General features: G+C 42.9%; 20 protein-coding genes. 11 read left to right on the top strand and 9 right to left on the bottom strand.

Going from position 1 to position 25,421, the window contains the following annotated elements; all coding sequences use genetic code 11:
• Window positions 1-15: 15 nt before the first annotated feature.
• The gene (locus KHS38_RS00385; RefSeq protein ID WP_213485892.1) at window positions 16-876 is read left to right on the top strand and encodes an N-acetylglucosamine kinase; all 861 of its coding nucleotides are present in this window, start codon (window positions 16-18) and stop codon (window positions 874-876) included.
• A gap of 62 nt (window positions 877-938) precedes the next feature.
• Here KHS38_RS00385 and KHS38_RS00380 read toward each other — a convergent pair whose 3' ends face one another.
• The gene (locus KHS38_RS00380) at window positions 939-2,387 is read right to left on the bottom strand and encodes a phytoene desaturase family protein (RefSeq protein ID WP_213485891.1); all 1,449 of its coding nucleotides are present in this window, start codon (window positions 2,385-2,387) and stop codon (window positions 939-941) included.
• Window positions 2,388-2,737: 350 nt separating this feature from the next.
• Here KHS38_RS00380 and KHS38_RS00375 point away from each other — a divergent pair, with 350 nt between their 5' ends.
• The gene (locus tag KHS38_RS00375; RefSeq protein ID WP_213485890.1) at window positions 2,738-3,766 is read left to right on the top strand and encodes a glycosyltransferase family 2 protein; all 1,029 of its coding nucleotides are present in this window, start codon (window positions 2,738-2,740) and stop codon (window positions 3,764-3,766) included.
• Here KHS38_RS00375 and KHS38_RS00370 read toward each other — a convergent pair.
• Window positions 3,763-5,019, bottom strand: a complete 1,257-nt coding sequence (locus tag KHS38_RS00370; protein ID WP_213485888.1) for a glycosyltransferase — start codon at window positions 5,017-5,019, stop codon at window positions 3,763-3,765. The genes KHS38_RS00375 and KHS38_RS00370 overlap by 4 nt on opposite strands.
• Window positions 5,020-5,045: 26 nt before the next feature.
• The gene (locus KHS38_RS00365) at window positions 5,046-6,467 is read right to left on the bottom strand and encodes an oligosaccharide flippase family protein (RefSeq protein ID WP_213485884.1); all 1,422 of its coding nucleotides are present in this window, start codon (window positions 6,465-6,467) and stop codon (window positions 5,046-5,048) included.
• A 547-nt stretch (window positions 6,468-7,014) separates the two neighbouring features.
• Here KHS38_RS00365 and KHS38_RS00360 point away from each other — a divergent pair.
• Entirely contained in the window at window positions 7,015-8,604 is a 1,590-nt protein-coding gene (locus KHS38_RS00360) for a glycoside hydrolase (RefSeq protein WP_213485882.1), read from the top strand.
• 33 nt (window positions 8,605-8,637) lie between these two features.
• Here KHS38_RS00360 and KHS38_RS00355 read toward each other — a convergent pair whose 3' ends face one another.
• Window positions 8,638-9,336: an NUDIX hydrolase gene (locus tag KHS38_RS00355; RefSeq protein WP_213485873.1), complete on the bottom strand. Its 699-nt coding sequence runs from the start codon at window positions 9,334-9,336 to the stop codon at window positions 8,638-8,640.
• 271 nt (window positions 9,337-9,607) lie between these two features.
• On the opposite strand from KHS38_RS00355, the gene KHS38_RS00350 reads away from it, so the two are divergent.
• Window positions 9,608-10,456, top strand: a complete 849-nt coding sequence (locus KHS38_RS00350; RefSeq protein ID WP_213485870.1) for a hypothetical protein — start codon at window positions 9,608-9,610, stop codon at window positions 10,454-10,456.
• A gap of 7 nt (window positions 10,457-10,463) precedes the next feature.
• A complete protein-coding gene (gene gap / locus KHS38_RS00345) occupies window positions 10,464-11,459 on the top strand; it encodes a type I glyceraldehyde-3-phosphate dehydrogenase (protein ID WP_213485868.1) in 996 nt (331 codons plus the stop codon).
• A gap of 74 nt (window positions 11,460-11,533) precedes the next feature.
• Here the strand turns inward: gap and KHS38_RS00340 are convergent, their stop codons facing one another.
• The gene (locus tag KHS38_RS00340) at window positions 11,534-11,725 is read right to left on the bottom strand and encodes a hypothetical protein (protein WP_213485866.1); all 192 of its coding nucleotides are present in this window, start codon (window positions 11,723-11,725) and stop codon (window positions 11,534-11,536) included.
• Between the two features lie 118 nt (window positions 11,726-11,843).
• On the opposite strand from KHS38_RS00340, the gene KHS38_RS00335 reads away from it, so the two are divergent.
• Window positions 11,844-12,326 carry a tetratricopeptide repeat protein gene (locus KHS38_RS00335; RefSeq protein WP_213485863.1) on the top strand — a complete coding sequence of 161 codons (483 nt, stop codon included), beginning with the start codon at window positions 11,844-11,846 and terminating at the stop codon, window positions 12,324-12,326.
• Between the two features lie 70 nt (window positions 12,327-12,396).
• On the opposite strand, the gene glgB is transcribed toward KHS38_RS00335, so the two are convergent.
• From glgB to KHS38_RS00320, 3 genes are all read right to left on the bottom strand, one after another.
• The gene (gene glgB / locus KHS38_RS00330) at window positions 12,397-14,700 is read right to left on the bottom strand and encodes a 1,4-alpha-glucan branching protein GlgB (protein WP_249665233.1); all 2,304 of its coding nucleotides are present in this window, start codon (window positions 14,698-14,700) and stop codon (window positions 12,397-12,399) included.
• A gap of 219 nt (window positions 14,701-14,919) precedes the next feature.
• Window positions 14,920-17,391: a glycoside hydrolase family 31 protein gene (locus KHS38_RS00325; protein WP_213485860.1), complete on the bottom strand. Its 2,472-nt coding sequence runs from the start codon at window positions 17,389-17,391 to the stop codon at window positions 14,920-14,922.
• A gap of 321 nt (window positions 17,392-17,712) precedes the next feature.
• Window positions 17,713-19,434 (bottom strand): alpha-amylase family glycosyl hydrolase, encoded by a 1,722-nt coding sequence (locus tag KHS38_RS00320; RefSeq protein WP_213485857.1) that lies wholly within the window; start codon window positions 19,432-19,434, stop codon window positions 17,713-17,715.
• A gap of 177 nt (window positions 19,435-19,611) precedes the next feature.
• On the opposite strand from KHS38_RS00320, the gene KHS38_RS00315 reads away from it, so the two are divergent.
• Window positions 19,612-22,053, top strand: coding sequence for a penicillin acylase family protein (locus tag KHS38_RS00315; RefSeq protein WP_213485855.1), 2,442 nt, complete (start codon window positions 19,612-19,614; stop codon window positions 22,051-22,053).
• A gap of 2 nt (window positions 22,054-22,055) precedes the next feature.
• Complete coding sequence (locus KHS38_RS00310) at window positions 22,056-22,415, top strand: hypothetical protein (protein WP_213485849.1); 360 nt, start codon at window positions 22,056-22,058, stop codon at window positions 22,413-22,415.
• 58 nt (window positions 22,416-22,473) lie between these two features.
• On the opposite strand, the gene KHS38_RS00305 is transcribed toward KHS38_RS00310, so the two are convergent.
• Entirely contained in the window at window positions 22,474-23,151 is a 678-nt protein-coding gene (locus tag KHS38_RS00305; protein WP_249665232.1) for a lipid-binding SYLF domain-containing protein, read from the bottom strand.
• Window positions 23,152-23,323: 172 nt separating this feature from the next.
• On the opposite strand from KHS38_RS00305, the gene KHS38_RS00300 reads away from it, so the two are divergent.
• From KHS38_RS00300 to KHS38_RS00290, 3 genes are all read left to right on the top strand, one after another.
• On the top strand, window positions 23,324-24,310 hold the full coding sequence (locus tag KHS38_RS00300) for a LuxE/PaaK family acyltransferase (RefSeq protein ID WP_213485847.1): 987 nt from the start codon (window positions 23,324-23,326) through the stop codon (window positions 24,308-24,310).
• A 105-nt stretch (window positions 24,311-24,415) separates the two neighbouring features.
• A complete protein-coding gene (locus KHS38_RS00295) occupies window positions 24,416-24,580 on the top strand; it encodes a hypothetical protein (RefSeq protein ID WP_213485845.1) in 165 nt (54 codons plus the stop codon).
• A gap of 47 nt (window positions 24,581-24,627) precedes the next feature.
• The gene (locus KHS38_RS00290) at window positions 24,628-25,302 is read left to right on the top strand and encodes a PH domain-containing protein (protein ID WP_213485843.1); all 675 of its coding nucleotides are present in this window, start codon (window positions 24,628-24,630) and stop codon (window positions 25,300-25,302) included.
• Window positions 25,303-25,421 lie beyond the last annotated feature (119 nt).

The raw sequence follows: 25,421 nt of genomic DNA, 5'->3' as shown, positions 1-25,421 counted from the left end.
AAACAACATATATCAATGAAATTAATTGCTGACGGAGGTTCAACAAAAACCAACTGGTGTTTGGTTACAGATGATGGTAAAAAAGTATATTTTAATACCGAAGGCTATAATCCGTATTTTGTAAGTCCTCAATACATTATTGAATCTTTACGTAAAAACTTACCAGCTGATTTGGAAGTTGAAAAGCTTACCGAAGTAAATTACTATGGTGCTGGATGTTCAACAGACGAAAAACGCCAACTTGTGCATAACGCCATGAGCCAGGTTTTCGTTAATGCCAAAGTAAACATAGGGCATGATTTGTTAGCCGCAGCCCGTGCACTGCTGGGCCGCACCGAAGGCTTCGCTGCTATTTTAGGTACCGGTACAAATACCTGTATATATGATGGAAAAGATGTTGTAAACAACATCGATTCAGGTGCCTACATTTTAGGCGACGAAGGCAGCGGTTGCTACATTGGCAAGAAATTACTGGTTGACTATTTGAGAGGTTACATGCCAGAAGCTGTACGCAAAAATTTCTGGGACACTTACCAGTTAACTCCTGATGATGTAAATGAAAGAGTGTATTCTCAACCATTAGCTAACCGTTTTTGTGCACAGTTCAGTAAATTTGTGTACGATAACAATGTACATCTGGAATACACCAGAAATCTTGTAAAAACATCTTTTGAAGACTTTTTCAAAAACCTGGTAACGCAGTACCCTGACTATCAGAAATACACCTTTAACTGTATCGGTTCTGTAGGCTATAACTTCAGAAACGTACTGGAAGAGGTAGTAACTGAAAACGGCATGACTATAGGTACCATCATTCGTTCTCCTATAGATAACCTGGTTAAATTTCACTTAGAGCTTGAGCCAAGCAGTATCTAATATGAAGACTTACATATTCATATAAAGAAAAAGGCCTGTTCAAAAAAACAGGTCTTTTTTATTTACAGGCTCGGCAACTTAATATTAAAGATATCACTTAAAGCCCGCTTGGCCGCGTAATAGCCACACATACCATGTACCCCGCCACCCGGCGGCGTTGACGACGAACAGATATATAGACCTTGATGCGATGTTTTATAAGGAGACATGCGCAGAGCAGGCCGGGTAAACAATTGGGTGATATCCAATTTGCCTCCATTGATATCCCCACCTAAATAGTTGTTGTTATACTCCTCAATCTGTGCAGTATTGCTTGTTGCTTTCGCTAATATAATATCTTTGAATCCGGGCGCAAATCGCGCAATTTGATTTTCAATAGCATCAGTCATATCCTTTAAAGAGCCATTTGGTACATGGCAATAAGCCCATGCCGTATGCTTACCTTCTGGCGCTCTGGTGGCGTCAAATAAACTTTGCTGTGCTAACAACACAAATGGTTTCTCGGGATGCTTGCCGGTTGAACTTAGGTATTCCGAACTGGCAATTTCCTCAAACGTATTTCCAATATGCACCGTTCCTGCCTTCCTGCAGTCGGGGTTGGTAAATGGAATAGGTTCATTTAAAGCCCAATCTACCTTGAACACTCCCATGCCATATTTAAAGCGCTGCAACTGCCACTTGTATAAAGGCGAAAACTTATGACCGGCTATTTTGAGCAGTTGCTTAGGTGTGACATCAAATAGTACCGCCCGCGACGGCGGTAGCTCTGAGAGTGCGTTTACATAAAAGTCGGTTTGTATCTTTCCGCCAATTGACGTATAGTAAGAAACTAATGAATTGGCAATACTCTGAGACCCTCCTTTGGGTATCGGCCAGCCATACAGGTGACCAGCTACCGTTAACACCAAACCAATGGCTGATGTGGTTAGACTTGATAATGGCTGTATTGAATGCGCAGCCATTCCGGCCCATAGGCCACGGGCCTCTTTAGTTTTAAAATTATCTGCAAAGCTTTTTGCCGAAGTTAAACCCATTAAACCAAAGCGTACCATGTTAAGAGGATGCTTGGGAATACGCAGGGGGCCGAGTACATCTACAGCTATGGATGGCCAATACTTTGCCAGCGGCTCATAAATACGGGTATAAGCATCTGCATCCGCCCCTAAGGTAACAGCTGTTTTTTGAATAGATCTATATAAGGCCGCTGAGCTGCCATTATCCAGAGGGTGTGCTGCTGCTACCTCAGGGTATATAAAGTCGAGCCCATGCTTTGCCAGCGGCATCTGTTTAAAAAAAGGTGAGCTAACCGCCATCGGGTGAACGGCTGAACAGATATCATGTAAAAAGCCGGGCAACGTTACCTCCGCTGATCGCAACCCTCCTCCTATTGCCTTACTACCTTCAACAATTAAGGTTGATAAGCCTTGTTGCTGCATGGTAATAGCGGCAGCCAAACCGTTGGGGCCGGAACCTACAACGATGGCATCATACTCAAATCTGTTATTCACCATATTTTGATAGTTATAAAGCGTTTTGTTTGCAATGATTAAAGGCGGATAACTTTTTTATAGTGATAATGACCTAATCGAGGGTGATAGCAAGATCAGCGTGGATTATAAGGATATATTCGACTGGCATAATATTTTATTGACATGATTTAATTATCAATGCACGTGCAACCAAATATAACCTTTAAATATATTGAAGAAGCAAATGAAGCATACCGAGTAAATAAAATAAGTGAACTGCCATTGAAAAGAGCTATAATTGCTCTGCATTATTAAGTCAAGAAAAACTTTCTCAAGTAAACTTAGTTTGTGCTATGGCTTATTCTATCTACTTATAAAACTGATACTAACTTATGTTCCAAGTAAGCGTGGTTGTACCCACATTCAACAGAGGTAATTTATTAATTGAGTGCATTGATTCTATCATCCAGCAAACCTACCCTAACTGGGAATGCATGGTTGTTGATGATCATTCAACCGAAAATATAGAGGCATTGGTGACGGGCATAACAGAAAAAGAGCCACGCGTTAAGTACTTCAAGAATGCGCATAAGAAAGGTGCCCAAGGCGCAAGGAACACTGGCCTGGACAATGCCTTAGGCGATTATGTAATCTATGTAGATTCAGACGATCTTATATCACACGAGTGCCTTGAAAAACGGATACGCTTCGCACAGGCTAATCCTGGTAAATACTTCTATGTGTTCCCTACTGGCGTATTTGTTAAAAAGGCTTTTGATACGCCGTATGTATGGAATTATCTGAACAAGAGCAAAGATGACTTAGTTCGATTCTTCAGTATTGACGCCCCGTGGCATACTTCGGGAACCTTATGGAACAAAGATTTCTTGAAACAAATTGGCGGGTGGGACGAAGACTTGCGCCGGTGGCAGGATTGGGATACGCACATCAGAGCAATTTTAAATGCTAACAATAATTATTTAAAAGTTGCCGACAAGAAAGAGAACATCGATTCATTTTACCGGAGAGACCCGGACAATAGCGGTATCTCCAGCACAGAAACTGAAAATACAAGCGTTGAAGAAAAAATAACAGCGGTTATGAAATTTATGCCTGTTGTTATTGAATTAAACAACAAACAACTAACGTTTGGGATGGCAAAACTAATCTTCAATCTGTCAACCTATATGGTAGAAAGAGACAGATCGAAGGCAGCTGCATTTTTACAGGAGAACTTAGAAAAGCTAAAGTTTTCAAAGAACTTCATTAAAGCCTGGTCGTTCTTCTTACTTTATCGGTACAATCTGGCTTATTCAAGGGTACTTAGAAAGCTTTTGGCAATGAGCTACTCAACATTATATGCTCAGAATGCATTACATAACCTTCAAAGCACGCACTTAAATGTTCAGTATCAAAACTAGTTACCAATCATGGAATGATAATAGTTTTCAAGCAACTCCCCTAGTTTGATGTAATCAAAGTTTTCTGTTACGTATTCCCGGCCACGCTTTCCCATTTTAAGCCTGAGTTCTTTGTCATTAATCAGCAACTCCAATTTATCGACAAAGGCAGGGATATCTTTTTCCGGCAAAACGAAAGCTGTTTCTGAATCAATGACACCATCGGGAATACCACCAGCATTTGAAGTAACAACCGGCAACTCCATAGACTGGGCTTCCTGCAATACGAGGCCCTGATTCTCAGCTCTGCCGGTTTTCATATCATTCACACCCGGGTACAAGAATATATCCATTGATGACATGATCTTGATTATATCATCCTGCGTTTTAGCACCGTACAGGACGATACTATCTGCTAAATTATATCTTGAAATTGCATCATTAACTAACCCTTCTAAAGGCCCGCTGCCGATCATATGGAATTTGATATTTTGATGGGTCTTAACATTAATTAAAATGTTGGCAATTTCAATAACAAGCTCGGGCGCTTTAAATTCTATAAATCTGCCACAAAATAAGATATTAACTTCCTCCCCTGTTTTAAATACTGTTCTATCAGGTTTGATAAACGAAGTATCAAGCGATTCGCGAACTTTAATTAGCTTACTGGCAGGGCAATTTGCTGCTTCTAAAAGTTTGGAAGTGAAGTTTGAATTTGAAGTGATATAAGTAGCGCAGCCAAACAATCTTTTGTAACTTTCTTTATAAGTTTCGATATATAATGGATTGATGTCGTATCCATGAAAGCTCACAATCAAAGGTATATCCTTAAACAATCCAAGCTCCTTGATATCCATGATCAGATTACCGTAGGGACCAAAATGAGCGTGAATAAGATCAAATTCCGTATAGTTAGTATAATTATAGTACTTGTAAAACACGGATAAGTTCAGTGCGCTTTTACCAAATTTTTTAAAGTCAAAGGTTTTAAGAAGTGCTTTCTTCTCTTCGGATTTAAGAAACAAGGAAGCTACCTCAATTATCTTTTTAAGCTTTGTTTTCGCTTTATAAGGATAAACCACCTTGCTTAGTAAATTACAGGAAACTACTTGTGGATGCACAGGTTTATTATCACTACTATCAGCAAAAATGGTAACGTCGTGCCCCTGTTTAACTAAATAAACAATTTGGTTTAAGATAAACGTTTCCGATATACAAGGAAATGATCCGACAAAGAAAGCTATCTTCAACTTTTTTAAATTTTTCAAAGCCATATTTTAAGTAGAATGTATGGTATACATTAAGCCTTACGCATACTTGTATTTAAATATTTGAGAATTTTCACCAACTCAATTCTTGATCCTATCAGCATGTTGACAAAAAACGCGAAGAGAAGACACATTTTTAATACATCCATGTGATAATAGCAACTAAACCAAAGCCCTAATGATAACAAGATGTTTGGTCCCCAAAAAAATGTCATGGTTTTAGCAGAAAATCCAAGAGCCTTGATATATACATAAAACAAGTTAACCGGAAGTACTACTACAATAAAAGTTAACGAGTAAAATTGCGCTATTGCCACCATAGAAATTGAAGCACCGTAGCATATACCGCTAATCATGGCGGCAGCTCCTATCCATCCGCTAATCCGTAGCACTTCTTCGCGCTCTACCAATACCAACATGTTACCCACTGTCGATAGCAGTGACTGGCTTAACAGTAATAACCCGAAATAAGGCAGCAGTTGTGCTACACCAATCCAAACCGGCCCCCAAAGCAACATCACCAACTGATTATAGAACATCAGCAGAATAAAAGCTACCGGGAATGAAATGAAGTTGATCATTTTTAATATAAAGAGATATTCAGAACGTATAGCGTCCATTGATCCCTTTAGTTTATTTAAGCTTGGATATAAAACCGTTCCTATTAAGCCGGTTATTAAATTGAGCGGTACGGTTAGCAAGTTGTATGCACGATTATAAATACCCAAATCAGATGCCCCGAACATTCTGCCAACTAAAAGGTTATCGGAGTTACGGGCCCAATAGTTAACAATGTTAAAGCCCATTATATTACCAATTGTTCTTTTGGTGTATCTGTAAGCAACTTTTACATGTGCCCAGGAATATAATTGGAAACCAAACTTGAGCTTTCTTTCTTGTAGTATAAGGTTAATTAATCCGGATAATACCTGCGGTATAATTAACGACCAGTAGCCTGCCCCCGCATAAGCCATAACTATCGTAATTAGAATCGTAATGATGGTGGTTACTAGGTTAACAAAGCCTGTAAACCCAAAATTCATGGCTTTTGAGATCAGCGCACCTCTAACTAAGGTTATACTCCTGAATATAAAGCTTAGCGACATAACCATCATTGGTATTGTAAGCTCCGTGTTTTTAAAAAATAGCGAAATAGGAAAAGCCAAAATGCTCGTAACTACACACAAAACGCAGCCGATTATCAGAGCAAGTGTATCAACCGACTTGTGGTAGGTATGTTGGTAATCACTACGTATTACAGCTAAGGATATACCGCTGTCTGAAAATATGGAAAGGAAGCCGGTGAAAATGGTTATGATACCTACAAATCCGTAGCTTTCAGGTGTTAAAAGCCTCGAAATAATTACCGTTGAAAAGAAAGATATGGCTTGTGATAGGTAGTTGTATCCCCCGCTGACTAGTATGCTTTTAACAAAATTCTTTTTGAAACTCATTTTTATAAATTACCGGAACACCGAACTATATGATATGGCTATATATTATTATAAACAACAATTACCTATATCTGGAATTGATTTGTTGAGCGCAAAAGCTATTGGATGATATGATTTAACACTAATTACTTTTGTATAATCCAGATGTATATGACAAACCTATACAACAAATTCACTGACGACTCATGCAATCGCATCAAATGTTGTTGTTAGATGATAACACAGGCTGCATAACAGCTCATAGGTAGAATTGTTGGCAAACATACAACTAATTTAATCACAAATGCCAGCATTAGCTTTTCGCTTTATCCTACACCTATCAAACCTTTACTATAAGTTAATATTCTTATCGAATCTAAATAACTGACTTATAACCTATCATAAAGCAGCAATATAATTTTCCAATAAATTTTAACAGATAACTTAATATTCAGTTAAACAACAATTTATATCAGAATTTTTCATAAAAAATATATCAGATCCTGCTATTTTGGTATTGGTATACCTGTGCATAATTATTAAATTTGACAAGCAATCCCTAATTTAAATGCGATTAACCCCCTTACTCATCTCAGCGCAAATACTTGCGCTTATTTACACGACTTCGTGCAAAAAATCGAACGGTTTTCAGGATACGACTTTACCAAACACCCATGTTCCGGATGCTTTGGTGCCGCATCTTGCTGCCAGCATAAGTGTAGATGCTGATTCAACCTACCAAACGATCGACAACTTTGGTGCCTCAGACGCCTGGGTTTGCCAATACGTGGGCAATTGGTCGGACAGTAAACGTAACGCTATTGCTGATGCACTGTTTTCGTTAGACACGCTGGCTAACGGACAGCCCGTAGGTGTAGGCTTGTCGCTATGGCGTTTCAACGTTGGCGCAGGTAGCGGACAACAGGGTGATGCCAGTGAAATCAGAGACCCTTGGCACAGGCAGGAATCATTCTTAGAACCCGACGGAACCTACAACTGGAACCGGCAAGCCGGCCAGATATGGTTTATGAAAGCAGCTAAACAAAGAGGCGTATCTAAATTTTTGGCTTTTTTGAATAGTCCGCCTGTTAACTACACGGTAAACGGCAAAGCGTTTTCGCCAAACGGCCAGGCTAATATTCCTTCAGCTAACTACCCCAAATTGGGCGATTACATTGCCAATGTAATTAAAGGCGTAAACTCACTTACCGGCGTAACTTTTGACTATATCAGCCCAGTAAATGAACCTCAGCTCGACTGGAGCAACAAGGTTCAGGAAGGCTGCCCTTTTAACAACGACCAGATAGCCCGCATTTCCCGTGCAATAAATACCTCACTGGTAAATGCTGGTTTGTCTACAAAGATAGTGATCCCGGAGGCTTATAAAATCAACTCGCTTGTTACAACGGCCAATTACGGCGGCCGCGAAAGCCAGATTGATGCTTTTTTTAAACCCGGATCAACCTATTTAGGCAATCTTTCAAATCTGGAAAAAGTTGCTGCAGCACATGCCTACTATACCACTTCACCATACGCTACGGGCGCAACAGTAAGGCAGCAGTTAAAAGCCAAGATCAAATCGGTGCCTAATTTAAGATACTGGATGTCGGAGTACTGCGTTCTAGGCGACAACAATGGTGAGATAAATGGAAACGGTAAGGACTTAGGCATCACTACAGCTCTTTATGTTGCCCGCGCCATCCACAACGATCTGGCTAATGCCAACGCTTCGGCATGGCAGTGGTGGCTGGCCTTATCGCCTTACAATTACAAAGATGGTTTGGTTTATGTGAGCGGACGCGAAGATGGCAATTACCAACTTAGCCAAACCTTATGGGCTTTGGGTAACTACAGCCGCTTTATCAGGCCGGGTGCAGTGCGTATAAAAGCATCGCTTGAAAACATAAGCGCCAAAGACAATGATTTATTGGTATCATCTTACAAAGATGACGTTCAGCGTACCTTAACTACCGTACTGGTGAATTCAAAAGACTCAGTTATAAATTTAGGAATAAAGCTGAAAAACGTAAAAGTAAACTCTATTCGGGCTTATGCTACGTCAAACAATTACAGTTTGAAACCCATTTCAAACACAAAGTTGAACTTTGTATCTATTCCGGCAAAATCAATTGTTACGCTGGTAGGTAAAATGGATTAAGAGGTTCGGATTCAATATCCGAACCTCTTCGTGTTATGATTCTTCTATATTCAGGTCGTTCTGAAATATCTTAGCATATTTCCGCCTGTCGAATTTGTAAAGCTTGGCAGCACGGAATGAAACGTTTTTTTGCTTTTCATCAAGTTCTTTCAAAAAGCCGTAGCTCAACATCTTTTTTCTGAAATTTCGCTTATCCAGCTTTTTATTCAGTATAGCTTCATATAACTGCTGAAGCTGGGTAAGCGTAAATTTTTCGGGTAGCAATTCATACGCAATGGGCTGATAATGAAGGCGGCGGCGCACCTTATTAAAACCGGTTTTAAAAATATCGCTGTGATCAAAAGCCAGTTTAGGCAATTCACTAACCGGATGCCAGAATGCTTTCTTTGCAAATTCAATCAGTGGCTTCACCTCTTTCTGGCTGTTAATTCGTATCAAAGCGTAATAGGCCACCGTGATAACCCGCCCGCTTGGGTGACGGTTTACTTCGCCAAAGGTATGGAACTGCTCCATGTGCAGGTCGTTCAGTCCGGTAAGCTCATGTAATATCCGGCCGGCAGCTTCCTCAATACCTTCATCCTGCTTTACCAGGTTACCCGGTAAGGCATACCAGTCTTTAAACGGATCGGCACTACGCTCAATCAAAAGGATCTTCAACTCACCGGCATCAAAACCAAAGATTACACAGTCAATGGAAATAGCCGACTCAAATTTGGGTAGATTTTCTTCCAAAATTTAGAATGTTTATAATGTGATTTTTTAAAGATAGTGGTAATTTATTTACTTGCTAAATATACCTCACAAACACTAAGTGTAATTTATACAATAACGCAAACGTTTCCGTATCAAATCCACAATAAATAATATTGATATTTAATAATTACCTAACCTAACTGCTCATTAAATGAAATTTATTAAATTTAACATTAGGTGTCAACTTTCATAATTACCTATAAGCGATTAAAGTTATTATATTTGCTCGCCGTAAAGCTTACAGGTATCTATGGTTGCAGTTATTTATAGCGGGTCAAATTATGCAGAGTGGCGTCTTGCCGCCAAAGGGCGTACAGTTGCCTCGTTCAAAACCAGCAGCATCAACCCTTTCTTTACAGACGAGAAACACATCCTGCATACACTGAACAAAAACATTAATCTGATACATCATGCCGAAGAAATAAAGCGAATTTATTTTTTTGGTGCAGGCGTATTAACGCCGGCTTTGAAGCAGGTTGTTGTTAATGGCTTATTATCCTTTTTTAAATATGCCAAAGTGTCTGTAGAGCATGACATTGTGGGGGCTGCAATTGCCTGCTGTAGAAATGAACCTGGGATAGTTTGCATATGCGGAAGCGGATCAAATGCAGCCTGGTTTGACGGGAAAAAGATAAAAGCTAACAATTATGGCTTGGGCTACATTCTGGCCGATGAGGGCTCCGGCAACTGGCTGGGCCGCCAGCTGGTCAAAGCTTACATCAATGAAACGTTGCCCGATCACCTTCGGCGTAAGTTTACGAAACGTTATGATACAGACCGTAAGTTACTGTTAGATAAGGTATACCGGCAACCACAACCCGCACTGTTTCTGAGCAACATAGGCGAATTCTTTTTAGATAAACAGGATGACGAATATGTTCAAAACGTGTTGCTAAATGGTTTCAGTAAGCTTATCAACACGTATGTGCTGCCACTGAAAGAGCAGTATCCGGATGCTCAGATATACTTTGCCGGATCAGTTGCTGCTGGCTACAAACCTTTTTTAGATAAGGCGGCCGAGCAAGCTGGTATCAATATTGCACTTGTATTAAAAGAACCTATAAATAATTTATTAACCTTCTATTCAAGTAAAAACTAATAAAAAGATGAAAATAGGAATTAACGGATTCGGCCGTATCGGTCGTTTAGCTTTCAGAGCTGCCATTCAAAGACCAGATGTTGAAGTGGTTGGTATCAACGACCTTGTAGAGCCTGATTACATGGCTTACATGCTGAAATATGACTCAACTCATGGTAAATTTGAAGGCACCATCGAAGTTAAAGATGGTAACCTGGTAGTAAACGGCCAAACCATCCGCGTAACTGCTGAGAAAGATCCTGCTAACCTGAAATGGAATGAAGTAGGCGCTGAAGTTATCATCGAGTCAACCGGCTTGTTCTTAACTCAGGAATCTGCACAGAAACACATTGATGCAGGCGCTAAAAAAGTAGTAATGTCTGCTCCTGCAAAAGATGATACCCCTACTTTCGTAATGGGTGTTAACCACAAACAACTGAAAGCAGATCAAAACATCGTATCAAACGCTTCATGTACTACCAACTGTTTAGCACCTGTTGCTAAAGTTTTAAATGATAAATTTGGTATCGAAGAAGGTTTAATGAGCACTATCCACGCGGTAACTGCAACTCAGAAAACAGTTGACGGCCCTTCGGCTAAAGACTGGAGAGGCGGACGCGGTGCTTACCAAAACATCATCCCTTCATCAACCGGTGCTGCTAAAGCAGTAGGTTTAGTTTTACCTGAATTAAAAGGTAAATTAACCGGTATGTCATTCCGTGTTCCGGTTGCTGACGTATCTGTAGTTGACTTAACTGCACGCTTAAAAACTCCTGCTACTTATGAGCAGATCAAAGCTGCAATGAAAGAAGCATCAGAAGGCGAACTTAAAGGCATTTTAGGTTACACCGAAGATGAGGTTGTATCAGAAGATTTCAAAGGCGATTCACGCACTTCAATCTTTGATGCCAAAGCTGGTATCGCACTGAGCGACAACTTTGTTAAAGTTGTATCTTGGTATGACAACGAGTGGGGTTACTCAAACAAACTGATCGATTTAGTTCAGGAAATTGGTAAACTGTAATCTCAGTTACTGCATAAATAAAAGAGCCGGGCATTTGTCCGGCTCTTTTATTTATAAGCTTATACCTCGCTAAGTTACATAATCTCACTATCCTTCTTCTCGTGGTATACTTTATAAGCCAGGTAAAATAATATAATCACCGGTATCAGATAAAGAACAACAACACCAAAGTTTACCGGCGATGTGAGAAACATCAGTTTGTAAATAAACCAGATAAGAGCAAGGATCCCTCCTGCCAAATACAGATAAAAGAATTTATAGGCCATGGCTAAGTCTTTATCTTATATCAACCTATCACTAAGCATTTCTGTTTGCGCCAGCACTTAGCTGAACCCAATCTCATCAAAATTTCGTATATTGCATGTTGTCTTAAACGATACGAACATGCATAACTGGGAAGATATATATCTTGAAGCCGAAGAGGCAATACGCAATGCCAACTATTTACAAGCTAAACAACTACTCGAAAATATAATTTTAGAAGAGCCGGCCACCGCGCAGGCTCACAACTCATTAGGCTGGTTGTACCGTACACAGTTTGATGATTACCCTCGTGCCGAGAACCATTACCGGGCCGCTATACAAAGTAACCCAAACTACCCGCATGCGTACATTAACCTGATGGTACTGTACACCAACATGGAGCAGTGGGACAAAGCCCGCGCCATAGCCGAAAAAGCACTTAAACGCCCACTGGTGGATAAGGCGCTCATCAATTACCGTTTAGGCATCCTCGAAGAATATGCACAAAACTATGATGAAGCTATTAATTACTATAAAAAAGCCATTAAGCTTTGCCTGAACTTTGACTCAATTGAGGATTATAAGCGGGCCATTGCTAATTGCGAGTATAAGGCAAGTTTGTAAACCATTGCGTTCACTTACAATCAACAAAAAAGCCGGTTAAATAACCGGCTTTTTTGTTGATTCGTCTTTTTTATGAGATTCGTTTAAACACAACTGCTCCCAAAGGTGGCAGTGTGATATTTATGGACTGGTTACGGCCATGCCACCCTTCATTTTCCGTTTCAAGCGGGTATGGGTTATTTATGCCCGATCCCCAAAACTCCTTAGCATCGGAATTAAAGACCTCCTGCCACTGCCCGGCATGTGGTACTCCTACACGGTAGTTGTCATGTACCTTAGGCGTCATGTTCAGGGCTATCACAACATCGTTGGCAGCGTCACGGCCTTTACGCATGTATACCAGTATAGAATCTTCTACGTTACCGCCGTCTATCCATTCAAAACCGTCCGGCTCAAAAGCTTTTTCATATAAAGCCGGTTCGCTCCGGTAAAGGTGGTTCAATTGCTTTACAGCTTCTTTGATGCCCTGGTGGCAATCGAACTGAGTAATCCACCAGTCGAGCGATTTACCGAAATCCCACTCCGCTACCTGCCCAAACTCCGCGCCCATAAACATCAGCTTAGTGCCCGGATGGGTAAACATGTAACTGTAAACCAAGCGCAGGTTGGCATACTTTTGCCACTCGTCGCCTGGCATTTTATTAATCATGGAACCTTTGCCATATACAACTTCATCGTGCGAAAAAGGCAGCATAAAGTTCTCGTTGAATGCGTATATCAAGCTGAAGGTAATCTGGTTATGATGAAATTTGCGGTATACAAGGTCTTTACCGAAGTAATTGATCGTATCGTGCATCCAGCCCATCATCCATTTCATGCCAAAACCTAAACCACCGGCATCTACCGGGCGACTTACACCGTAAAATGAAGTTGATTCTTCGGCGATAGTTTGTACATCCGGGAATGTGCTGTATACGGCAGAGTTAAACTCTTTCAGGAACTCTATCGCCTCTAAGTTTTCATTACCACCATACTGGTTCGGAATCCACTCTCCATGTTTACGGGAGTAATCCAAATACAGCATAGATGCCACACCATCAACGCGCAAGCCATCGGCATGGTAGCGGTCCAGCCAGAAAAACGCGTTACTGATCAGGAATGCTTTTACCTCATTGCGCCCGTAATTGAAGATGTAAGAAGTCCAGTCAGGGTGATAGCCTTTGCGCACATCCTCGTGCTCATACAGGTGCGTACCATCAAACTTGTAAAGGGCATTTGCATCACCAGGGAAGTGTGAAGGAACCCAATCTAAAATTACGCCTATCCCCTCCTGGTGCAAACGCTCAATTAAGCTCATCAATTGCTGCGGGGGTCCCCAGCGCGATGCTGCTGCAAAGTAGCCGCTAATCTGGTAACCCCAGCTTGGATAAAACGGATGCTCCATAACCGGCATAAACTCTACGTGAGTAAAGCCCATTTCCTTTACATAAGGCACCAGCTTATCTGCAATCTGCTCATAGGTTAAAAAGTCATTGGGGCTTTCTTCGCTCCGGGCCCATGAACCCAGATGCAATTCATAAACCGAATACGGCTTATCCAACGCATTATGCTGATAACGGTTGGCCATCCAATCGTTGTCTTTCCATTCGTAATACGTGTCAGCTACGACAGAGGCTGTGTGCGGCGGCTCCTCCCAGCGCAGGGCAAACGGATCGCCTTTCTCCAAATCTTCATTACTGCTGGAACGGATGTAGTATTTATAAACCTCGCCGTTACCCACATTCGGAATAAAACCTTCCCAAATACCTGATGAGTCCCAGCGATGATTAAGCTGATGCGTGCCCCGGTTCCAACCATTGAAATTACCAATAACCGATACGTACTGCGCATTAGGTGCCCAAACAGCAAAGTAAGTACCCACAACATTGTTATGTGTTACCACATGCGATCCCAGCTTTTCATACAAGCGGTAGTGACGGCCTGATTTAAACAGGCTGATATCGAAATCGGTGAGGCGTGAGTAAACTTCAACGGGATTAAGCGATACTGTTATTGGATGTGATGATTCGCTGGTATCAGGTATAACCGGCAGACTTTGTGCCGTTACTGAAAGGGTATCATCTGCCTGTGCTTTTTTTGACTTTGCAGCCCTGGCTTTTTTCTGCGGTATTTCGGTCAGCAGCGTGTTAATCGATACTTCTCCGGCCGGCATTTCGTCAGGTGCAGCCGTCGTGTTTGCTTTACGTGTTTTGATCGTTTTTACAGGCTCCGACTCCGGGAAGGTATTCGCTTCGGGCGCAACCTTTTTTCGGATAGCTTTCGGCTTAGCGTTTTTTACCGGTTCGGATTCAGGAAAAGGCGTTGCATCCTGCGGTGCCTGTGAAATGTTGGGTTCAGGTAACTCAGGTTTGGTTTTGGAGGTTCGTTTTGCCATAGTCAGATAGCCTTTTTAAGGCTCTTTTTTCATAAATACAGTAGATAGAATTGCGTAAAAAACCACAATTACGGTTATACATTGCTGAACACCGTAAGCTATTGGTTGTTTTACGTAATGCAATACTAACAATTTACCCGGCAACATCACATAAAAAAAGCGCCATTGTGCTGAAATTACTTCCAAACAATGGCGCTTATGATTGAGCGTTATTAACGCTTAAATAATTTCGATCTGCTTAAAGTTTTTGGTGTATCTAAACTCCAGGCAGTGATCAGCATTTACTGTAAACTCTGCTACTTCTTTACCGTCAATTATGATTTTTGAAGGTTTGAACGGCAAACCAATTACGTTAAAGCGATAATATTCATAACGCGGCGTGTATAAACCTTCCATACTTTGCTGTATGGTAAGAACGGTTTCTTTACCGGTTACTACAAACTTTTTCTCTGAGTAGATATCCTGCTCGTAGGCAAAGGTTTCGCCGTAATCTTCAAAAAAGAAGGAGTTAGACAGCACATCGCTGTAGTAAACGTTCAGTTTTACTTCTTCCAGTTCTTTTTCGCCAACATATTGCATTACCGGGTATTCAGGTATAACCGAGCCTGCTTTTATAAACAGCGGTATAGTCTCTAACGGTGTAGCAACTTCCACTTCGCGGCCGCCCTCTACCATCTGATTATCCCAGTAGTTATACCAGTCGCCTTTGGGCAGGTACACATGCCGGCTAAGCTGACCTGGCTCCATTACCGGGCAAACCAGTATTTTATCGCCGTAAGTAAACTCGTCCTGGCGCGCCTGGTTGTTGATTTCCTCCTGCTCCTGCATTACTACCGGGCGCAAAATTGGGAAACCATAACGGTGATGCTCCCAGAATGTTGAATATAAGTAAGGCAACAACTTATACCTCAGCTCTATAAACTTACGGTTGATTGCTGTATACGGCTCGCCAAAGCTCCAAGGCTCACGCTCTTTGGTATCACCGGCAGAGTGTGCACGCATAAACGGCGAGAAAGTACCCATCTGAATCCAGCGGGTAAACAGCTCACCGTCAGGTTCGCCGCTAAAGCCACCTATATCCGTTCCACAGAATGGTATGCCCGACATAGATAAACGCTGGCACTGTACGTTACCTAAACGCAGATGTTCCCATGAAGCTACGTTATCGCCAGTCCAAACCGATGTAAAGCGCTGTACGCCTGAATAGCCGGCACGGGTGATGGTAAACGGACGCTTGTTTTTCATGATCTTGCGCATACCCTCGTAGGTCGCACGTACCATTTGCATACCGTAAACATTGTGCGCTTTACGGTGCGAACCGCGGTAGCCATCGTACTGGTGGCGCACATCGTCGGGGAAAGTTCCGGAACCGAATACGGCCGGTTCGTTCATATCGTTCCAAACGCCTGCAACACCCATCTGCACCAGCTCTTCAAACAAGGTGCCCCACCATTCGCGCACCTCGGGGTTAGTAAAATCAGGAAACTGGCAACGGCCCGGCCATACATGGCCTTCCATAAAGTAATCATCAGACCGGCGGCAGAAATAGCGTTTCTCCTTCCCTTCTTTAAATACCCAGTAATTATCATCCACACGGATACCCGGGTCAATAATTACTACGGTTTTAAACCCATCGGCCGCCAGTTCTTTGATCATTCTTTTTGGATCAGGGAAATACTTTCGGTTCCAGGTAAAACATCGATAGCCGTCCATATAATCAATATCGAGGTAGAGGCCATCACATGGAATTTTATTTTGACGGAAGCCCTGGGCAACCTTTTTTACTTTTGATTCCGGATAGTAGCTCCAGCGACATTGGTGATAACCCAGCGCCCACAGTGGCGGCATTGGGTGTGTACCGGTTAAGATATGGTAACGCTTAACCACATCCATCATGTGCGGACCGTGGATGTAATAATATTGCAGTTCGCCGCCATCAGCCCAAAAGCTGGTTTTGGTATGGTCTTCACGACCGAAGTCAAAGTAACTTTTGAATGTATTATCGAAGAAGATACCGTGCGCTATGCCTTCATTTAAACTGATATAGAATGGTATACTACGGTAAATCGGATCCTGGTTCCAGTTATAGGAATAGGCATCGGTATTCCAGTTCACCAAACGTTTGCCGCGCAGGTTCAGGTCGGTCGGTTTATCGCCCAATCCAAAAAAGGCTTCATCTGAGTGACAAACTTTGGTACCGAATACATAATAACCACCAAATTGTACGTTCTCCTCCCAGTGCATTTGTACAGCATCCTGGCTGGTGATATGGTTTTGGCTATCAGAAAATGAAATAAAGAAATCTTTTTTGTTGATGTGGCAGTTTACCGTATTGGTCGATACCCGGTATTCATGCTCCTCATCGTGCAAATGAAATACCGAAACTTTGGCATCCAGCTTAGGTACCGCGTATGAAAACTCTTCGAGGAATACGCCATGTGGTGCCATCCGCACACGGATTATCTCGTCGGTAACGACAACCACTTCTACCTTAGCTTCGCCGTCGGTGAAATAAAACCGGTTACCTTTTTGCTCCACATTATTGGGGGCACCCAGGTATTTTTTTACAATAGGTTTTAAACTGGCAACAGGATTATTTACGTGGTGAAATACTTCCTCTTCCTCTTCAATCAGTTTGGTAGCAGGCACTTCCGGAGGTGTAAGATCTGCTTGGGGTATATTATCTTCCATTTAATATAATTAGGGTTTTTGCACAGCACTTCTTGCAAAGTTCTGACGACATTATAACGTGTTTCTCTGTTATAAGGTTACCAATTATCAAGCCACGGCGCATTGTATTTTAATTAATCGTTTACTTTTTAGTCAACCGCCGAAAATAAGAAACAAGTGTATACTTACAATACCGAAATAAAAATTAACCGGTACAGTGCTTACAAAGTCAAATAAATTATTGATAAACCTATACTCATCAAAAATTTATACGTCTGATAGGTAATCGGGCGATTGAATTTCGACACGTTAAGCAAACACTTATTTCCGATAAGTTAATCATCAAAATAGCAGTAGCATTCCGCTTATTGCCTTCAAATTAACATACAGACCTTCAGAAACATCGTCTGTTTTTAATTCAGTATTACTTAACAAGTCTGTAAAGGTTACAGGGCCATTTACTGACAGTTGGGTTAGCAGCTCGGTCGGAAGTTTAACGTTCATATGATGGTCATGGCGGTTGAAGTTTACCAGCACTAAGATGCGCTCGCTTTCGGTATAGCGCAAATACATATATACTTTCTCGCTAAAACCGGGACTTTGCTGATTGGCAACCATCAGTTCATAAAACTTACCGTTGGTTATAGCTTCATGCTTTCCTGTTATATTTAACAATTTCGCGTAGAAGCCACGCAACTGCTTTTGGTCTTCGGACAACATTTCCCCATCAAATGCCCCATTATTTACCCACTTTTGATGTTCGGCCACACCCCAGTAATCGAATATGGTGGTACGGCCATCATCACCGCTAAAGCCTGATGCCCCTGCGGCCGGCTCACCTACCTCCTGACCAAAGTAGATCATAACCGGCCCGTTTGCCAGCGTAGCCGTTACAATTATGCCCGGTACGGCCAGCCACGGGTCGGCAGCAAAATCACGGGAGGCAATGCGCTGCTCATCGTGGTTTTCCATAAAACGCAACATGCGCTCGTCAAAGCCACGGCAGTGATGGTTCCATACCGCATTGATTTCCCAGGTGCTTGCACCATGCTCATTACGGGTAAGGCGCTTAATGGCATCATACAAACCTACTTTATCGTAAAGATAATCGAAGTTGCCTCCGAACAGGTAATTGCTATACTCATTCGGATTGTATGCTTCGCCTATAAAAATCAAGTCAGGGAAGCGTTGCTTCATCTGGGTGGTTATCCAGTTCCAAAATTCAATAGGTACCAGCTCCACCATATCACACCTAAAGGCATCAATCCCCTTGGCTGCCCAGAATGTTAGGATATCAAGCATTTTATGCCACACGGGAGGTATGGGATCAAAATGCGTATGATACCCATTCCGGAAATCTGCACCATAGTTAATTTTTACGGTTTCGAACCAGTTGTTAATTGATGGGCTGGCCGTATGCACATCATCGCCGGTACCCTTGGCCGGGTATTCATCAAACCGCCTGTCTTTCAGCGGGCTTTGAAACTCATCTCCGCCGGGATTGTATCCGCCTGGTACAACAAAGGGATGCCCGGGCACATAATAAAAATCATTCTGGGGACTAAAAGCTTGATTCGTGTCGTCATCCTCACCAAAATCGCGAACCCCTGCTGGCTTGGCGTCTGATTGATAAGTACGGGCCACATGGTTAGGCACAAAGTCTATAATTACTTTCAAACCTATTTGATGTGTACGTTCAATCAAGGCTTCGTATTCGGCCATGCGGTTAGGCACGTCAACGGCCAGATCCGGCGCTACGTCATAGTAATCCGTAACTGCGTAAGGAGATCCGGCACGACCTTTTACCACGTCGGGGTCATCGGGCGTAATACCATGGGCAGAATAATCGGTCATGGTAGCATGCTCAATTACACCTGTGTACCAAACGTGGGTAAAACCCATGTGCTTTATTTCGGTGAGCGCTTTCCCGGTAATGTCGTTAAACTTACCGCAGCCGTTCTCTTCAATAGAGCCATAGAATTTATTAGTGGTATTTGTGTTACCAAACAGCCGTGGGAGCAATTGGTAAATGATGAGTTTATGATGGGGTGATGCGGGTGCCATAAAGGTATTTTGTGTGCTGTTTTTATAAAAACTTCAGGAGCCTAAAGTAGTTTTTTTAAATAAAAATGATAACATACCGGCAAGCTATTGGTTGATAGATTGGCTATGCAAAGCCGCTAATCGCTTAAAAATTGTATGCAAACGTTTTTATATCTTGCATCGCCTATACGATACTCCATGAAAATAGTAAAAGCATTGCTTGCCATTGCTGTAACCATATTACTTATATGGGCTCTGCAAACCCAATTTGATCCCATACCGCCGCTTGGCAAATTTTTAAACCCTGTTGGCGGCTTTTGGCAAAATGCAGAAAGCCGCCAGTCTGAAAAAGCGCATGAACTAAAACTGGATGGCTTGCTGGATAAGGTAATTATTCAGTATGATGAAAATCGTATACCGCACATTTTTGCCAATAACGAGCATGATCTTTACTATGCCCAGGGCTATATTACCGCTACCGACCGACTTTGGCAGATGGACATCCAAACCCGTAGCGCATCGGGCCGATTAGCCGAATTGGTTGGATCTAAAGCTCTGGAAATGGACCGATACCACCGCCGTATGGGTATGGTTTACGGCGCCGAAAACACATTGCGCGGCATGATGAAAGACCCGCAAACCAAGCTAGCCATTGAGGCTTATACGGAAGGTATCAATACCTACATACACACCCTTACGCCAACAACCTACCCGCTTGAATTTAAACTACTCAATTACAAGCCCGAAGAATGGAAGCCGATTAATTGTGCATTTTTATTAAAGCTAATGTCAGAAACGCTTGCCGGCGGCTCGGACGAACTGGAAATGACCAATGTACTGAACAAATTCGGCTGGAAGGTAACGCAGGATTTGTTTCCGGATCGCAACTTTCAGCAAGAACCAATCATTCCGGCAGGTACGAAATGGAATTTTAAGTCTTTGCCTGTGCCGCAACCTTCAGCAAGTTTTAAGGCCCAGATGCGGGGTAATAACAACAAGCCCAAAGAACGTATTGAAGGTATTGGCAGCAACAACTGGGCAGTGTCGGGCAGTAAAACGGCAAGCGGATATCCTATTTTGGCAAACGACCCGCATCTGCATCTTACTTTCCCATCAATATGGTACCAGATACAGTTGCATGCACCCGGCATTAACGTTTATGGTGTTTCGCTACCCGGATCGCCTCACATCATCATCGGTTACAACCAAAAAATAAGCTGGGGCGTTACTAATGTGGATGCGGATGTGCTGGACTGGTACCAGATAAAATTTAAAGATGCCACCAAAGAAGAGTACTGGTATAATAACCAATGGCACAAAACTACGCGGCGTGCTGAAGTGATCAACGTACGCGGAAAGCAGCCGGTTGTTGAAGATGTTATTTACACCCACTACGGGCCGGTAGTATATGAAAGCAACCAGCAAAAGCCCGAAAAAACACCACAATCGGTGCCGGCCGGTACCGCTTTAAGATGGGTGGCGCATGATGAATCGAATGAGTTGCGCACGTTTTATCTGCTTAACCGGGCTAAAAATTACGACGACTACCGTATGGCGCTTAGTTATTACAGCGCCCCAGCACAGAACTTTATTTTTGCCAGTGCAGACAATGATATTGCTATAACGCCAAATGGTAAATTGCCATTGAAGTTTAAGGATCAGGGCAAGTTTATATTGGACGGTACGGATGCGGCAAACAGTTGGCAAGGCTGGATACCCTACGAGCAGAACCCAACAGTTAAGAACCCGGCTCGTGGCTTTGTAAGCTCGGCCAACCAGGAATCAACTGATGCTGCTTATCCCTACTACATCAACTGGCAGTTTGGATCGTACCAGCGCGGCAAACGCATCAACGACAGGTTAAGTGCAATGAACCATATCACCGCCGATAGCATGCGCCTGCTGCAAACGGATAATTATAGTATTACTGCACACGATATACTACCCACCCTGCTCCATAATATTGACGAAAGCAAACTGGATGCTACGCAGCACCAGGCTTATAACCTGATAAAGAGATGGGATTTGCGATACGACGCCACATCAATTGGCGCCAGTATTTTCAATAGCTGGTGGAGTTACATTTACAACCTTACCTGGAACGATGAGTTTGGCACTGCCAACCGCGAGTTACGCTGGCCCTCACGAGACCGTACCATACAACTCCTGCTAAAAGATCCCAAAAGCAAATGGTTTGATAATAGCCAGACTGCCGGAAAAGAAACGCTTGCTGATATTGTAAGTCAGGCATTCAACACCGCCGTTAACGAGTTGGCCAACCAACATGGCAAGCCCGGCGATAATTGGCAATGGGGCAAAGTACGCCTTACAGAAGTTGAACACCTGGCCGGGTTAGATGGCCTGGGGTCGGGCAAATTTGCATCGGGCGGAACGGGCGGCGTTATCAACGCCATTACCGGAGGCAATGGCCCGTCGTGGCGAATGGTGGTACAACTGGGCCCAAAGGTGCAGGGCTATGGTATCTTCCCCGGAGGCGAATCCGGTAACCCGGGCAGCTTTTATTATACCGACATGCTGCAAACCTGGAAAAACGGCCAACTAAACCCATTGCTGTTCCTGCAATCGGCTAATGAAAAATCAACCAGAATCAAATCTATCCTAACCTTAAATAAAAAGTAATCATGCTTTTCTTATTCATATTTGCTTTTACCACACTTTGCGGGCTTGTTCCATTTTTACCCTGGTATGTAATGCCGATTATTGCCTTCGTTAGCGCTATATTATTCGGCAAGAACACGTGGCAAACCGTATGGTCGGGGTTTGGCGGCGTATTTGCGGCATGGGTATTACTGGCACTACTAAAAAGCATACCGAACGAAAATATGCTGGCCGGACGAGTAGCTGCTTTGTTTCACTTACCGCACTGGACACTTTTACTTTTAATTATGGGATTGCTTGGCGGACTTGTTGGCGGCTTAGCTGCCTTATCAGGTTTTTTAGTAAAGCAGGCGTTCGAAAAACCTACATCAGTACGCCTGTAACAAAAAAGCGCATCCTGTGATGAGGATGCGCTTTATATATATCTAACAAATCGCTTTTTTATAAGCCCTTAAGTGCTTCTTTCAATGTTACTACAGCAGGCTTGGTGCTTTTGCCTGTTTCGAAAATTTGCTGGGAGGTGATATCAGAACCGTAAAACTTAGCATTCGCAGTTTTATCAATAGCGAGGTTAGTACCATTAACACTGATACCTGCAAATAAACCACGGCTACGGGAATATGAATACACTTCAGCTTCCAGCTTATGGTCGGTGCTGGCAGTAGAGCTGCGGCCAACCGGTCCGGCTGCGGCAGAGATATCGCCACCAATGGTAAAGTCACCGTTTTTAACTTCTGTCAACACCCCCTTGTGACGGAAAACCAATACCAAATCTACTGACTGTACGCCTATCTGGAAACCAAAGCTACCACCTGTAAGGGTAACAAATACCGGATTGCTCCAGCTGCCATCGGCTAATTTTACCATAGCCACGCCCTTACCGCGTTTGCCGCCTACTGCAAAACCAGCGTTTATCATACCCGGAATAATTACGATACCTTCCGTCTCTTTCAACAGCTCCTGCGGAATGCTTTCACCCGAGGTTGAAAAAGCGTGTAATACTTTAACGGCCGATTGTATCTTGTCATTTTCTTTTGTAGCGGTTTGTGCCTGGGTATTTAAGGTTGCGGTAATCAGCAATAACATACTCATCAGCATCGGCACAAATAGTGGTTTCATTTTTTTCATCATGGTAATATTCAATTTAATAGTTGGCATTTATAAGCAGCAATTGCAAGCTTCATAAATGTATCACCGAAGTAACGTATAAATAGGTGATTTGATTGTTTTCAAAATGTAATCAATTCTTATTAACGCATAGCCAATGGCGTAAAGCTGTGTATCTTTGCCTATGCAAAAGCCGCAAAAGCAGCAGATATTTTCTATTCAGACAAAGGATCAATTTTCCGAAGCCGCGCTACAGGTGTTTCAGTATCAGGCAAAAAACAACGCTATTTACCGGCAATTTATTGGCGGTTTAAATGTAGACCCGCAACAGGTGAAACGTGTTGAGGACATTCCTTTTTTACCGATAGAATTTTTCAAGCAGCACAAAGTTTTAAGCACACCTGGTGAGCCGGAAGTGACCTTTACCAGCTCGGGGACCACCGGCATGATTACCAGCCGCCACCTGGTGAGCGAGGTAAGCTGGTATACAGAGAGTTTTCGTAAAGCATTTGAGCTGTTTTATGGCGATGTAAAGCAATATTGCATTCTAGCCTTGCTACCAGCCTATCTGGAGCGGGCTGGTTCATCACTGGTTTATATGGCCGATGATCTGATTAAGCAATCGGGCAATCCGGATAGCGGCTTTTACCTGTATAACCACGACGAGCTTTACCAGCAGTTAATTAAACAACAGCAGGCCAAGAAACCTACCCTGCTGATAGGCGTTACCTTTGCCCTGCTGGATTTTGTGGAACGCTACCCGATCAACTTTCCTGAACTGATTGTGATGGAAACCGGCGGTATGAAAGGCCGCCGCAAGGAAATCATACGCGAAGAACTGCACGACATATTATGCCGCGGCTTTGGCGTAAACGCTATTCACTCCGAGTATGGCATGACGGAGCTGCTATCACAGGCCTACTCCAAAGGCGATGGCATATTCAATTGCCCGCCCTGGATGCGTATCCAAACCCGGGACACTAACGACCCAATAAGCCCCGTTACAGGTGGCAAAACAGGCGGCATTAATATAATCGACTTGGCCAACATCAACTCCTGCGCTTTCATTGCAACGCAGGATTTAGGCAAGGTACATGACGACGGCTCATTTGAGGTATTGGGCCGGTTCGATTTCTCAGATATACGTGGTTGTAACTTGCTGATTGCTTAATTAACCTGCTGGGTGTACCACTTTTAAAGTGGTACAAAGCGGAACAAACCGGTACACGCCGGAACAGGTGGTACACTTTGGTACACCTAAAACGGCATTTGCAGCATGCAGAGGCCGTTTGCAAAAAGTGGTACAGGTTGGAACACCCGGAACACTTTGGTACAGGTATTTATACTCGTGACACGATCCAGTCAGTACTTTTGGAAGGATAAGGCATTCATCAAAAATAAATTTTTGCCCGAACAACTACTGCCTGCCGAAACTTTATAAGTGGCAGATTATTATTACATTTGATAGCAAATACTTATCATCATTTTATGATCGAAAAATTTTTGAACGACCAGCAGGACCCAAAAGCGGTTGAAAAAGTATATAGCCGCTTGAAAGAATTGCTGCCTCAAGGAGAGGAAACCTTATACATAGCCTGTCAGAAAAAACCGGTAGTTAATATAATGCCGGATTGCATTGTGGTAACCAACCGTCGTGTATTGTTCTTTACCCCTGCCAATCTGGGCTTTTCCATCAAGTTTGTTGACTTTGTTTGGAAAGACATTGCCGACATTACGGTAAATGAAGAATTTATAGGCGCGGTATTTATGGTTAAAACAACCAAAGGCGCCGAAATGGGTGTAGATTACTTACCTAAAGTACAGGCCCGTAAGTTATACCAATATTCGCAGGAGTGCCGCGAGAACGAGCGTAAGCGCGAAGAGCTGCACCGCGTGCAAAACCTGCCGCCGGTTTTGGAAAAACCGCTGGCCCAACCCGCAACGCCTCCAACACCACCGCCTGCACCGGTAACCGCAGCACCAACACCGGTTGCACCTGCGGAGCCAGCACCAGCCGCAACTCCGGCTCCTGCACCGGTGGCCGAGCAAAAGCCGGATGAACTTACCGAGAAACTCAAAAAATTAAAAATGCTGTTTGATAACAGCCTTATCTCGCAGGAAGAATACAATCAAAAAAAGATGGAATTACTTAGCGAATTGTAATTGGCAAATAGCTAACCTGGTAATAAAAAAGCACCTCTTGGCAGGTGCTTTTTCTGTTAATTAGAGTGAAATTGTACCACTTTTAGTCAAAAATGTACAAGCATCTAAATGGTTAATGC

Source organism: Mucilaginibacter sp. Bleaf8 (assembly GCF_018390515.1).
Classification (GTDB): Bacteria; Bacteroidota; Bacteroidia; order Sphingobacteriales; family Sphingobacteriaceae; genus Mucilaginibacter.
This window is presented reverse-complemented; position numbering and strand designations above follow the sequence as displayed.

Bases quoted from the DNA above. Each gene is read 5' to 3' on its own strand.
- KHS38_RS00325 (WP_213485860.1), bottom strand. From the start codon at position 17,391: ATGGAAGATAATATACCCCAAGCAGATCTTACACCTCCGGAAGTGCCT.
- KHS38_RS00365 (WP_213485884.1), bottom strand. From the start codon at position 6,467: ATGAGTTTCAAAAAGAATTTTGTTAAAAGCATACTAGTCAGCGGGGGA.
- KHS38_RS00375 (WP_213485890.1), top strand. From the start codon at position 2,738: ATGTTCCAAGTAAGCGTGGTTGTACCCACATTCAACAGAGGTAATTTA.
- KHS38_RS00305 (WP_249665232.1), bottom strand. From the start codon at position 23,151: ATGAAACCACTATTTGTGCCGATGCTGATGAGTATGTTATTGCTGATT.
- KHS38_RS00295 (WP_213485845.1), top strand. From the start codon at position 24,416: ATGCAGAGGCCGTTTGCAAAAAGTGGTACAGGTTGGAACACCCGGAAC.
- KHS38_RS00350 (WP_213485870.1), top strand. From the start codon at position 9,608: ATGGTTGCAGTTATTTATAGCGGGTCAAATTATGCAGAGTGGCGTCTT.
- gap (WP_213485868.1), top strand. From the start codon at position 10,464: ATGAAAATAGGAATTAACGGATTCGGCCGTATCGGTCGTTTAGCTTTC.
- KHS38_RS00315 (WP_213485855.1), top strand. From the start codon at position 19,612: ATGAAAATAGTAAAAGCATTGCTTGCCATTGCTGTAACCATATTACTT.
- KHS38_RS00360 (WP_213485882.1), top strand. From the start codon at position 7,015: ATGCGATTAACCCCCTTACTCATCTCAGCGCAAATACTTGCGCTTATT.
- KHS38_RS00385 (WP_213485892.1), top strand. From the start codon at position 16: ATGAAATTAATTGCTGACGGAGGTTCAACAAAAACCAACTGGTGTTTG.
- glgB (WP_249665233.1), bottom strand. From the start codon at position 14,700: ATGGCAAAACGAACCTCCAAAACCAAACCTGAGTTACCTGAACCCAAC.
- KHS38_RS00380 (WP_213485891.1), bottom strand. From the start codon at position 2,387: ATGGTGAATAACAGATTTGAGTATGATGCCATCGTTGTAGGTTCCGGC.
- KHS38_RS00310 (WP_213485849.1), top strand. From the start codon at position 22,056: ATGCTTTTCTTATTCATATTTGCTTTTACCACACTTTGCGGGCTTGTT.
- KHS38_RS00290 (WP_213485843.1), top strand. From the start codon at position 24,628: ATGATCGAAAAATTTTTGAACGACCAGCAGGACCCAAAAGCGGTTGAA.
- KHS38_RS00320 (WP_213485857.1), bottom strand. From the start codon at position 19,434: ATGGCACCCGCATCACCCCATCATAAACTCATCATTTACCAATTGCTC.
- KHS38_RS00300 (WP_213485847.1), top strand. From the start codon at position 23,324: ATGCAAAAGCCGCAAAAGCAGCAGATATTTTCTATTCAGACAAAGGAT.
- KHS38_RS00370 (WP_213485888.1), bottom strand. From the start codon at position 5,019: ATGGCTTTGAAAAATTTAAAAAAGTTGAAGATAGCTTTCTTTGTCGGA.
- KHS38_RS00335 (WP_213485863.1), top strand. From the start codon at position 11,844: ATGCATAACTGGGAAGATATATATCTTGAAGCCGAAGAGGCAATACGC.
- KHS38_RS00340 (WP_213485866.1), bottom strand. From the start codon at position 11,725: ATGGCCTATAAATTCTTTTATCTGTATTTGGCAGGAGGGATCCTTGCT.